Consider the following 10572-nt stretch of genomic DNA (forward strand, 5'->3'; position numbering starts at 1 on the left):
AAATTAACCATTTGCCCAGAGAGCCGATAAAATCGGCTACGCCCGTGGACGGTGCAGTCCACGGGGCGAGACTCCGCGCCCTCACGGTTCATCCCAGTGCCCGGGCTCACCGGTGAGTCCGCGACCTCGCTTACGGCCCCTATCGCCCGGGCTCACCAGTGAGTCCGCGACCTCACCTACCACCCGGGCTCACCGGTAAGTCCGCGCCCCCATCTCCTCACCGCAATGAATGGGACCGGGCACGCCTCAAGGAGAGTGCGCGGCTACGCCCTGCTTCCTCCTCAGGCCACAGGAACCAGGGAGATTCTCTTCTTTCGGGATGGCACCTCCCGGCGTAAAGCCCACTAGAATCCGCGCTGTTCATGCCTTCCGTCCCTCCAGGTCCCATTCCGCTGCACACTGTCGTTGGCGCACGGGCGCAGGCGGACCGGATCGCCGCTCAGCAGTTCCACCTGGTGCTGCTGGACACCGAGCGCGCCGGCACCGTCTACCCGCTCTCTGGCGAGGTGCTCCGGATTGGCAAAGCCCCGGAGAACGACGTCGTCATCGATCATCCCACCGTCAGCCGCAACCACCTGGTGGTGCGCCGCCAGGGGGACCGGTTCCTCGTCCAGGATCTGGACTCCACCAACGGCACCTTCCTGGACGGGGCGCAGGTGCGCGAGGCCTACCTGCGCCCGGGCGCGCTGCTGGAGGTGGGCGACGTGCGCCTGCGCTTCAGCCCTCAGGTGGCACCCGTCCAGATTGATCCCTCCACCGAGGATCGGCTGGGAGATCTGGTGGGGCGCAGCCTGCCCATGCGGCAAATCTTCGCCCTGCTGCAGCGCATCTCCTCCACGGACTCCACCATCCTCCTGGTGGGGGAAACAGGCGTGGGCAAGGGCGCCGCCGCCAAGGCCATCCACAAGCTGTCGCCTCGGGCCACCGGGCCGCTGGTCGTCTTCGACTGCGCCTCCGTCTCGGACTCGCTCATTGAAAGCGAGCTGTTCGGCCACGAGAAGGGAGCCTTCACCGGCGCGGTGAGCCAGCGCATCGGCTGTCTGGAGCGCGCCCACGGTGGCACGCTCTTCCTGGACGAGATTGATGATCTGGCGCTGGACCTGCAGCCCAAGCTGCTGCGCGCCATCGAGGACCGGGAGTTCCGCAGGTTGGGCGCCTCCAGCCTCGTGTCCTTCGACGCGCGCATCGTCGTGGCGAGCAAGAAGGACTTGTGGGCGGAGACGAAGGCGGGCCGCTTCCGCGAGGACCTGTACTTCCGGCTCTCCGTCTTCACCGTGAGCCTGCCGCCGCTGAGAGACCGCAAGGAGGACATCCCCCTGCTGGTGGATGCGTTCGCAGGCGAGGGCCTGTGGGCCCGGCTGCCGGAGAAGGTGCGCGAGCAGTTCCTCGGGCACACGTGGCCGGGCAACGTGCGCGAGCTGCGCAACGCGCTGGAACGGGCGCGGCACATGGCGGACATCCCCGAGCTGGCGGGGGATGGGCTGCTGCGCGAGTTCACCCGAGAAGCCCCGGCGGCCGAGGGGGACTCGCTGCCGGTGGAGTTCACCGGTCCGTTCAAGTCCTGCAAGGACGAGCTCGTCCGCGCCTTCGAGCGCGAGTACCTCACCCGCCTGCTGGGGCGCACGAAAGGCAATATTGCCCGGGCCGCGCGCGAGGCGGAGCTGGACCGCAAGCACCTCTATTCCCTTCTGCACAAGTACGGCCTGGTGCAGAGTGAGGGGGACTGACCCGCGGTTCCTTGGAGGGGTATCCCCGATATGAAGCGTGCTTCCCGCCTGCTGGTTGTGCTGTGCTTGGCGTTGTTCTCAGTGCAAGTGTCCGGGTGCTTCGGCAAGTTCGCCGTTCTCCGGGCGATGTGGGACTTCAACAAGAACGTCTCACCCAACAAGTTCATCCAGTGGGCTGTGTTCCTGGTGATGGCGATCGTCCCCGTGTACGCGGTCGGCTCGCTCGTGGACGCGCTCGTCATCAACAGCATCGAGTTCTGGACCGGGCAGAACCCCGTCGCGAGCGCGGAGGCCCCGGACAGCCACACGCGCGTGGTGCGGCTGAGCCCCCAGGACACGCTGCGACTGTCGCGGGACATGGACTCGGGCGTAATGAAGGTGGAGCTGGAGCGCGCGGGCCAGCCGGCGCTGGTGCGCTACTTCGAGCCGCTCGAGGATGGCATGGTGGTGCGCGATGAGGCCGGCGCCCTGCTCGTCCAGGCGCGCGAGCAGACAGACGGTGCCGTGGCGGTGACGGATGCGGCGGGGACGACTGTCGCGCTGCACTCGGCCGAGGCGGTGGCGCAGGCGCGGCAGATGTTCCTCAACGACGGCGCAGAGGGCCTGGCACAGTACGCCCGGAACCAGGTCTCGCCGCTCTCGCAGGGGCTGGCGCAGGTCTGCACGAATCAGCCGTAGTCCCGAGAGTGGAGGAGCTCGGCATGGAGCGCGTTCGAGAACCCGAGTCCCGGCCCGGCAAGGAAGTCCGGGCCGAGCTGGAGCGCGCCCAGGTCGAGCTCACGGCCACGCAGCGGAAGATCCAGGAGCTGGAGCAGGAGCTGGCCACTCGGAAGGCCCAGGCCGAGAAGTGGGCGGCCCGGGCCCGAAAGATGCCCCGCCCCATGTTGGGGGCCGAGAAGAGCATCCTGCTGGGTCTGGGGATCGTCGTGGGGATGATGCTTCTGGAGTTCTACATCAAGCTCGGTGGCCCGTTCCCCTTCCCTTGAAACTCCTGCTCTTGATGATGGCGGCCCTGTGCTGGCACGGAGGTGGTGATGGATCGAATCCAGGAACCCACCGCACATCCCGATGAAGAGGTGCAAGCCGAGCTGGATCGTGTCCAGGCCCAGCTCACAGCCGCGCGCCGCAGGGTCGAGCACCTGCAGGAACAGCTCTCCACCAGCAGCGCCGACATTGACCACTGGGCTTCACGCGCCCTGCACAACCTGGAGGAGCCAGAGCCCACGGACACGCAGAAGATCAAGGTGCTCCTGGTGGGCGCACTGATCGGTGGCCTTGCGGCCACCTTGTTTCACGCCGTGTTGAGCCTGGTGCTTACCGCTCCATAGGCCGCCGCGAGCCCCACGGCGGAGGCGCCCCCCTGGCTGTCTCAAGCCCGCACGCTCAGTCCTTCGCGCGCAGGTATTGAACGGGCCACTGGACATCAGCGCCGAGCTCGCGCGCGGCACGCAGCGGCCAGTAGGGATCCCTCAGCATCTCCCGGGCCAGCACCACCAGATCCGCCTGCTTGGTCTGAAGGATGTGCTCGGCCTGGTAGGCGGAGCGGATGAGCCCCACCGCCGCGGTGGGCACGCCCGTCTCCCGCCGGATGCTCTCAGCGAAGGGCGTCTGATAGCCCGCCCCCACCGGAATCTTGATGCCCGGAGCAATGCCTCCCGTAGAGCAGTCAATGAGATCCGCCCCGTCCTGCGCCATCAGCCGCACCAAGGCCACCGAGTCCTCTTCCGTCCAGCCGCCCTCGGCCCAGTCGGTGGCGGAGATGCGCACGACGAGGGGTAGTTCCTGGGGCCAGCGGCCGCGCACCGCTCGCACCACCTCGCGCACCAAGCGCACGCGGTTCTCGAACGAGCCGCCGTATCGATCATTGCGGCGGTTCGTCAGCGGAGAGAGGAACTGGTGCAGCAGGTATCCGTGCGCGGCGTGGATCTCCACCACGCGAAACCCCGCGGCCTCGGCCCGCACGGTGGCGTCGACGAAGGACTGAATCACCCGCGAGATGGCCGCCTCATGGAGCTCCTCGGGCTCCAAGTCCCCTGGCGTGAAGGGCACGGGGCTGGGCGCCACGGTCCGCCACCCTCCCTTGCCCGGTGGAAGGGAGTGGCTCCCCTCCCAAGGCGTCGCCGTCGAGGCCTTCCGGCCAGCATGCGCCAGTTGAATGCCCGGCACCGCGCCGCGCTCCTGGATGAAGCGGGTGATGCGGGACAGGGGAGCGATGTGCTCGTCCTTCCACAGCCCGAGATCCTGCGGCGAGATGCGGCCCACGGCCTCCACCGCGGTGGCCTCGGTGAACACCAGCCCCGCCCCCCCCACCGCGCGGCTGCCCAAGTGCACGACATGCCACTCGTTCGCGAAGCCGTCTTCGCTCGAGTACTGGCACATGGGGGAGACGACAATCCGATTGCGCAGCGTCACACCGCGCAGCTTCATGGGAGTAAACAGCAGACGGGTCATATGCCCGGCTCGCTATCACAGGCCCGCGCTAGCCGGGCGCCCCAGCTCATGGAAGCTGGTGGGCGGGCAACACCTCAATGGGGAGCGACGCCGGCCCTCGCATCGCGAGTGCTCTGCTCCACACCACCTGCTCCGGCGCCCCCCCCAGCCGTCCACAATGAGGAAGGAGCCCCTCGAGCCCCACGCGCACCACGAGCCGCGCCAGGGGAGCCCCCAGACAGAAGTGGATGCCGTGGCCAAAGGCCATGTGGCTCGGCCCTTGGCGATCCATGTCGAAGCGCTCCCCGTCCGCAACATGACGCTCGTCCCTCAACGCCGAGGCCACCACGGGCATCACCAGCGCTCCCGCCGGGATTCGCACGCCTGCCAGCTCCACCTCCATGGTGGTCACCCGCATCGCGCCTTGCACCGGAGGCTCGTACCGCAGCACCTCCTCGATGAAGCGAGGCAGCCGCTCGGGAGCGCTGCGCACCCGGGCGAGCACCTCCGGCAGCTCTCTCAGCAGCCGCATCGCATTTCCCAGCAGGAGCACTGTCGTCTCCAGCCCCGCCACCAGCAGCAGGAAGAGGAAGCCGAGCAGCTCTTGCTGCGTGAGCGCCTCCCCCTCCAGCCGGGCCTCGAGCAGCGCGCTCACCACGTCCTCCTGGGGCCGGTAGCGGCGCGCGTCGATGGCCTCCTCCAGGTACGCCGTCAGCTCCTCCATCGAGCCGCGCACCTGCGCCTGGCGCTCCATGTCGCTCGGTAACACGGCGCCGATCCCCGTCACGTCCTCCGCCCACCGCTTCACCTTCCGGAACAGGAACGTGTCCAGCCCCAGCAGGTGGCCAACGACACTGGAAGCCAGCGGCAGGGCAAACGTCGGGATGAAGTCCGCCTGGCGCCGCTCGGCCAGATCCGCCGCCAGCGGCTCCGCCACCGAGCGGATGAACGGCTCCAGCCGAGCCAGCGCCGTGGACGTGAAGGCCTGCTGCACCAGCCCGCGCAGCCGCCCGTGGCGCGGCGGATCCGCGAAGGACATGGCGGAGGCGAGCGGGTGGGCCTTCCCCATCCAGGCCGCCTCCATCGCCCGCGCCAACCCCGAGGAGGAGAAGAGCTCAGGGTGCTTGAAGGCGTAGAGCACCTCCTCCTGCCGGGTCAGCAGCCACAACCCCCGAGGCTCCACCTGACAGACAGGGGCCTCCCGCCGCAGCCGCGCATACAGCGGATACGGGTTGGCGCGGACTTCGGGAGACAGCAGATTCGGCTGTTGACTCATGAGCGGGGCCCCCACCCCTTCGCTTCAAGGCAGCGGAATCGGCTCGGGACCGAAGCCCGCATCCAGGGCAGCCTGGGTGGAGAACCGGCCCTGCAGGCTGCGCCCCGCCCCGTACGCCTCCCCCCGCTGGAACGAGAGCGAGAAGTCTCCTCGCGTGGGCTGATCCACGCCTCCCCCCTCGCCAATCTGGAGATCTCCCTTGTCCACGGGGGCGAAGACGCGCGCCGGCTCGCCGGCCGCCAGGTGCACCACCGTTGCGCGATCCACGCCGGAAGGCGTCTGGCCCGCCAGGTTCACCTTCACGCCGGGCTTCAGCTCGAGCCCCTCGGTGGCCACCGAGAGGCGCGCCACCAGGTCCACGTCCAGGCCGTTGTTGCGGTAGTAGCTCACCTGGAGCGCCTCGGCGTTGCGCAGCACCTCCACCCGAGACACCTCCAGCGAGAACAGCTCGTCCACGCTGCCCGACAGCGAGTTAGAGCCGCCGCACCCCAGCAGCCCCCATCCCACCAGCAGCCCCGGGAGCCTCAGCCTCCTCAGCACCTGGCCCCCCTGGCTCATCTCTCCACCGCGAGCTTGAGGACACCGTTGCCCGGCGCCCGGTACGCAATCACCCGGTGGCCCGAGGACAAGAACGCCAGCTTCGGCTGCCAACCGCCGTCCGCGTCCACCAGCTGCTCCCGCCAGTTGCCCTCAATCCGGGTGGTGACGCGCAGCTCGTCATCGTTCGGGCTGCAGCTGCCCTCGTTGGCGCTCGCCGCGTTGGAGCAGATGTAAAAGGCGATGGACGGATCATGCGTCATCGGATCGATGGCGAGCGACGGGTACCACCCGCCCGTGCCAGCCTCGAACACGGGGTCCGGCGTCGTCCAGTCCGCGGCCACGGTGCACTTCGTCGCCGAGGTACCCTTGCACTCGGTGAAGGTGAGGCGGCTGACGGAGCGCTCCAGCACGGCAATGCCGTAGCCCAGCGTCGCGTCCCACGCCAGCGAGGCGCCCGACTGGGTGTTGGACACCGTCTGCACCTGGAAGGGCGGCGTCCACGAGCCGTCCGTGTTGCGCCGCTGGAAGAGCACGTTGGCGCCAGTGCCATCCGCGCTGCCGAACACCTGATCATTCACCAGCGCCGGCTGCCCGTTGGCCATCACCATGGAGATGTGGCCCCCGTACGCCTGCTTGTTGTTGCCGCCCGCCGCCACCACCTGCGGCGTCCAGCTCCCAGGCCTTCCAATGGCGATCTCCAGATCGCTGCCGGCCCAGTCCTGCTGCGGGAACTGGCCATCATGCCCATCGCGGTACGCCACGAAGGCCTGCGTGCCGTTGAAGACGAGCGCGGGGTTGAGGCCCACCAGCAGGCCCCGGTCGCTCACCGCGTTGCCCGCCACGGCCTGGTCGCCCTTCGTCACCGCGATGCTGGTCGTCCACTGGTTGGGCGCGCTGCGGAAGGCCACCGCCGTATCGCTCTGCAGCCAGTACACGGACTGATCGCTGCCGCCGCCCAGGAACGCCACCGCGGGCTTGCCGCTCGAGTCATACGCCAGCGACAGCCCGTACACGCGCTGCACCGTGGCCACCTTCTCCGGCGGGGAGACCTGGCCGCCGTTCACCTCGATGTAGCGGATCTCGTAGTCGGTGGTGTTGACGCGGAAGAAGTAGGCCACCCCCACCACGTCATTCGGTCCCACGGCGAGCGACAGAGGCAGCAGGTCCGTGCCCGTAGGCTCGAGCGTGAGCCGCGTGAAGTTGGAGTTATCGTTCGGATCCGGTGTGGGACCCGCATCGGGGGTGGTCTCGCCCCCTCCTCCCTTGCAAGCCGCGAGTGCGAGCATCAGGCACAGTGCCAAGCCTTGGCGTCTCATAACTTCTCCTCTTCGGTGTCGGCCCCTGAAGCGCCCATCCTATGCCAGCCCACCCTCTGCCGTTTTGCAAAGGCGCGCGCTCGCCCTAGGCTTACGCTCCTATGGCTCGCAAGCGTTCCTCCCCCGGGCGCCTCACCCGGCGCTCCTTCATCCAGCGACTGACCTTCTTTGGTGGCGGAGTGGTGCTGCTGGGCTCCTTCGCCTGCAAGAAGTCCCCGGAGGAAGAGGCCAAGCCGGAGGCCAAACCGGCGGAGGCGCCTCCAGTGGGGGATTCCCCCCACGGCACTTTCACCGGGCTGGAGTTCACCACCATGGCTGCAGCGTGCGAGCGCATCCTCCCGCGTGACGAGGATCCCGGCGCCAAGGACGCGAACGTGCCTGCCTACATCGACCGGATCCTCCAGACTCCGGAGATGAAGCAGATGAAGACGGACTTCCTTCAGGGGCTGTCCGCGCTGGAGCGCCGGGCGCGGAGCATGTTCAAGAAGGGGTTCGCCGAGGCCACGCCCGAGCAGCAGGATGAGCTGCTCACCATCTTCAAGGACAGCGGAGACGGCACCGGCGAGGCGCACTTCTACGAGCTGCTGGTGGTGCTCACACTGGAGGGCTTCCTGGGAGATCCCTCGTACGGCGGCAACCAAGGCAAGGTGGGCTGGCACCTGGTGGGGTTCGACACGGTGGGTACGGTGGCCATGGCTCCGCCTCAGGGCTACGACGGGCCCAAGTGCCTGCGCGAGTGCGGGGACCACCGATGACGAAGGAGCCGGTGGACATCTGCATCATCGGCAGCGGCGCGGGCGGAGCGCCCATGGCGCTGGAGCTGGGCCGCGCGGGCTTCAAGGTGGTGGTGCTGGAGAAGGGCGCGCACTACCACCCCAAGGACTTCGTCCACGACGAGATCCTCAACAGCCGCCGCAACTTCTTCATGCCGCTGCCGTGGGAGGAGCCCCACCTGTGGCGCAAGAGCCCCACCGCGCGCTACGAGCGCTCCAACTCGGCGTGGACAGCCAACTGCGTGGGCGGCGGCACCGTCCACATGAGCGGCTACTTCTACCGGCTCAAGCCCATGGACTTCCGCCTGCGCTCCACCCTGGGCGAGCTCAAAGGCGCCAACCTGGCGGACTGGCCCATCTCCTACGAGGAGTTCGCCCCCTTCTATGACAAGGCCGAGGCGGAGCTGGGTGTGTCCGGCGAGTTCCGCTCCCACCCCTTCGCCGAGCCCCGCAGCGGCCCCTACCCCCTGCCCGCGCTGGACGTGCACCCCATCGCCCACGAGATTGATCGGGTGTGCCAAGAGCTGAAGTGGCACCCGCTCAGCACCGCGCGCGGCATCATCAGCAAGCCGTACAAGGGGCGCTCGGCCTGCGTGTACTGCGCGCTGTGCGGCAGCTACGGCTGCGAGATGGGCGCCAAGAGCGGCACCAACGCCAACCTCATCCCCGCCGCGCTGGCCACCGGCAACGTGGAGCTGCGCCCCAAGTGCATGGCGCGCACCATCGAGGTGGACAAGGAGGGCCGCGCCAAGAGCGTCGTCTACCTGGACGCGGACGGCGTGGAGCAGGAGCAGCCGGCGAAGCTGGTGGTGGTCTCCTGCACCTCGGTGGAGAGCGCGCGGCTGCTGCTCAACTCCACCTCCTCGCGCTTCCCCAAGGGCCTGGCCAACGGCAGCGGGCTGGTGGGCAAGAACCTCATGTTCAGCTCCTTCGGCGAGGCGCGCGCCACCTTCCGGCTCTCCAAGCAGAAAGCCTCGCGCCCGTGGCTCGCCGAGCCTGCCCCCTTCGTCAACCGCAGCCTCCAGGACTTCTACCTGATGCCGGATGAGCGCTTCGGCTTCCGCAAGGGCGGCACCCTGGGCTTCATGTGGACGCACCCCAACCCCATCTTCGCCGCGGTGGGCCTGGCGGGCACCGGCAAGGACGGCGTGTTCGGCAAGGCGCTCAAGGACCGGATGCGGGCTTACCGGGACTCGCGCATCCTCCAGTTCGAGGTGTACGGCGAGTTCCTCGCCACCTCGGGCACGTATGTCACGGTGGAGCCGGGCGTGAAGGACAAGTACGGCATCCCCGTGGCCGCCATCACCGTGGACAGGCACCCCATGGACTTCGCCGCCACGCGCTTCCTCGTGGAGCGCGGCGAGGAGGTGCTGGCGCGGTTGGATCCGGATGACTTGCAGCGGGTGGGCATCGCCGGGGAGACCACCATCCTCCAGCACGGCACCTGCCGCTTCGGCACGGATCCTTCCACCTCCGTGCTGGACAAGGACTGCCGCGCCCACGAGGTGCCCAACCTCTACGTGGTGGACGGCAGCTTCATGCCCAGTGCCGGCAGCGTGCCCTCCACGCTCACCATCGCCGCCAACAGCTTCCGCGTGGCATCCAACCTCATCCGAAAGCTCAAGAAGGGCTGAATCTCCCGCCCCACACCCCCTGGCTGATCCATGAAGCCCTGGGATTTTCCCGGCGATTTTCCCCCCGCTGACGGGAATTACGGCCTCATTTTCTGATCGGGATCCTTGGACCAAGTCCCTGGGATCACGGAGCTTCTTGGACCCTCAAAGATTAAAATGTAGGTAAGAAGCAACCAACATCCCCCTGTGTACGAGAAATAAGAGCGGTGGTTGCCTCTTCCTCCCCCTGAAACCACCCCATTCATTTCTGCCCCGGAGAATTCCATGTCGATCGGCTCCATCAAGAACTCGCCTTCCTTCCGTCCTGTCAGCACTGAGACCAAGACCTCTTCTACCCCTGCGGTGGGCGGTGATGCCCAGAACGCGCTGAAGGATCTCCAGAGCGCGCTCCAGCAGCTGGGCAACAACCCCCTCTTCAAGGCGCTGCTGGGCCAGAGCGGCTTTGACGGCGCGAAGGGCGCTCACGGCGCGCACAAGGGTCACCACGCGCACAAGGGCCACGGCGCGGACAAGGCGGGCGGCGCGGACAAGGCCGACAAGGCCGATGGCAAGGACAGCAAGGCCACCTCTGAGGACAGCATCAAGAAGCTGGTGGACGGCCTGAAGCAGTTCGTCCAGACGCTTGAGCAGCTGCTCGGCAAGAAGAACGAGACCCAGGACGGCACGAAGAGCGCGGGCGGCACGGACGCCTCCAAGTCCACGGGCGGCAGCGGTGGCGCGGGTGGCGCGGACGGCGCTCAGTCCGCCGGTGGCGCGGGCTCCGCGGGTGGTGCTGACGCCGCTGGCGGCGCCGACGGCGCTCAGTCCGCCGGTGGCGCGGGCTCCGCGGGTGGCGCTGACGGCGCTCAGTCCGCCGATGGTGCGGACGGTGCGGAC

The 10572-nt window shown here is 68.2% G+C and carries 11 protein-coding genes; 7 read left to right on the forward strand and 4 right to left on the reverse strand.

The genetic code is table 11. From position 1 onward, the window contains the following. The first annotated feature begins 362 nt into the window (after nucleotides 1–362). The 4 genes from ACJ8AT_RS09175 to ACJ8AT_RS09190 are packed head-to-tail and all read left to right on the forward strand — an operon-like array spanning nucleotide 363 to nucleotide 3055. The gene (locus ACJ8AT_RS09175) at nucleotides 363–1727 is read left to right on the forward strand and encodes a sigma 54-interacting transcriptional regulator (RefSeq protein WP_407737268.1); all 1365 of its coding nucleotides are present in this window, start codon (nucleotides 363–365) and stop codon (nucleotides 1725–1727) included. Between the two features lie 30 nt (nucleotides 1728–1757). Next, entirely contained in the window at nucleotides 1758–2405 is a 648-nt protein-coding gene (locus tag ACJ8AT_RS09180) for a DUF3332 domain-containing protein (protein WP_407737269.1), read from the forward strand. 23 nt (nucleotides 2406–2428) lie between these two features. Then, complete coding sequence (locus ACJ8AT_RS09185; protein ID WP_407737270.1) at nucleotides 2429–2713, forward strand: hypothetical protein; 285 nt, start codon at nucleotides 2429–2431, stop codon at nucleotides 2711–2713. Between the two features lie 48 nt (nucleotides 2714–2761). Further along, nucleotides 2762–3055 (forward strand): hypothetical protein, encoded by a 294-nt coding sequence (locus ACJ8AT_RS09190; RefSeq protein ID WP_407737271.1) that lies wholly within the window; start codon nucleotides 2762–2764, stop codon nucleotides 3053–3055. A gap of 55 nt (nucleotides 3056–3110) precedes the next feature. Here ACJ8AT_RS09190 and ACJ8AT_RS09195 read toward each other — a convergent pair whose 3' ends face one another. The 4 genes from ACJ8AT_RS09195 to ACJ8AT_RS09210 form a co-directional block, all read right to left on the reverse strand. Next, nucleotides 3111–4154 carry an NADH:flavin oxidoreductase/NADH oxidase gene (locus ACJ8AT_RS09195; protein WP_407737272.1) on the reverse strand — a complete coding sequence of 348 codons (1044 nt, stop codon included), beginning with the start codon at nucleotides 4152–4154 and terminating at the stop codon, nucleotides 3111–3113. Between the two features lie 70 nt (nucleotides 4155–4224). Then, complete coding sequence (locus ACJ8AT_RS09200) at nucleotides 4225–5433, reverse strand: cytochrome P450 (RefSeq protein ID WP_407737273.1); 1209 nt, start codon at nucleotides 5431–5433, stop codon at nucleotides 4225–4227. 24 nt (nucleotides 5434–5457) lie between these two features. Further along, nucleotides 5458–5991 (reverse strand): hypothetical protein, encoded by a 534-nt coding sequence (locus ACJ8AT_RS09205; RefSeq protein WP_407737274.1) that lies wholly within the window; start codon nucleotides 5989–5991, stop codon nucleotides 5458–5460. Next, on the reverse strand, nucleotides 5988–7289 hold the full coding sequence (locus ACJ8AT_RS09210; protein WP_407737275.1) for a hypothetical protein: 1302 nt from the start codon (nucleotides 7287–7289) through the stop codon (nucleotides 5988–5990). The genes ACJ8AT_RS09205 and ACJ8AT_RS09210 overlap by 4 nt, the downstream gene beginning before the upstream one ends. A gap of 101 nt (nucleotides 7290–7390) precedes the next feature. Here ACJ8AT_RS09210 and ACJ8AT_RS09215 point away from each other — a divergent pair, with 101 nt between their 5' ends. The 3 genes from ACJ8AT_RS09215 to ACJ8AT_RS09225 all read left to right on the forward strand — a co-directional run. After that, nucleotides 7391–8044 (forward strand): gluconate 2-dehydrogenase subunit 3 family protein, encoded by a 654-nt coding sequence (locus tag ACJ8AT_RS09215; RefSeq protein ID WP_407737276.1) that lies wholly within the window; start codon nucleotides 7391–7393, stop codon nucleotides 8042–8044. Beyond that, nucleotides 8041–9696 carry a GMC family oxidoreductase gene (locus ACJ8AT_RS09220; protein ID WP_407737277.1) on the forward strand — a complete coding sequence of 552 codons (1656 nt, stop codon included), beginning with the start codon at nucleotides 8041–8043 and terminating at the stop codon, nucleotides 9694–9696. Before ACJ8AT_RS09215 ends, ACJ8AT_RS09220 begins: the two co-directional genes overlap by 4 nt. Before the next feature lie 264 nt (nucleotides 9697–9960). Further along, nucleotides 9961–10572: hypothetical protein (locus ACJ8AT_RS09225; protein WP_407737278.1), on the forward strand; the 612-nt coding region annotated here is incomplete at its 3' end.

The sequence above is a fragment of the Hyalangium sp. genome, from assembly GCF_045802625.1.
Lineage (GTDB): Bacteria > Myxococcota > Myxococcia > Myxococcales > Myxococcaceae > Hyalangium.

What these genes read in the sequence shown, in the direction of transcription:
- ACJ8AT_RS09175 (WP_407737268.1), top strand. Translation starts at nt 363, where the DNA reads ATGCCTTCCGTCCCTCCAGGTCCCATTCCGCTGCACACTGTCGTTGGC.
- ACJ8AT_RS09180 (WP_407737269.1), top strand. Translation starts at nt 1,758, where the DNA reads ATGAAGCGTGCTTCCCGCCTGCTGGTTGTGCTGTGCTTGGCGTTGTTC.
- ACJ8AT_RS09185 (WP_407737270.1), top strand. Translation starts at nt 2,429, where the DNA reads ATGGAGCGCGTTCGAGAACCCGAGTCCCGGCCCGGCAAGGAAGTCCGG.
- ACJ8AT_RS09190 (WP_407737271.1), top strand. Translation starts at nt 2,762, where the DNA reads ATGGATCGAATCCAGGAACCCACCGCACATCCCGATGAAGAGGTGCAA.
- ACJ8AT_RS09195 (WP_407737272.1), bottom strand. Translation starts at nt 4,154, where the DNA reads ATGAAGCTGCGCGGTGTGACGCTGCGCAATCGGATTGTCGTCTCCCCC.
- ACJ8AT_RS09200 (WP_407737273.1), bottom strand. Translation starts at nt 5,433, where the DNA reads ATGAGTCAACAGCCGAATCTGCTGTCTCCCGAAGTCCGCGCCAACCCG.
- ACJ8AT_RS09205 (WP_407737274.1), bottom strand. Translation starts at nt 5,991, where the DNA reads ATGAGCCAGGGGGGCCAGGTGCTGAGGAGGCTGAGGCTCCCGGGGCTG.
- ACJ8AT_RS09210 (WP_407737275.1), bottom strand. Translation starts at nt 7,289, where the DNA reads ATGAGACGCCAAGGCTTGGCACTGTGCCTGATGCTCGCACTCGCGGCT.
- ACJ8AT_RS09215 (WP_407737276.1), top strand. Translation starts at nt 7,391, where the DNA reads ATGGCTCGCAAGCGTTCCTCCCCCGGGCGCCTCACCCGGCGCTCCTTC.
- ACJ8AT_RS09220 (WP_407737277.1), top strand. Translation starts at nt 8,041, where the DNA reads ATGACGAAGGAGCCGGTGGACATCTGCATCATCGGCAGCGGCGCGGGC.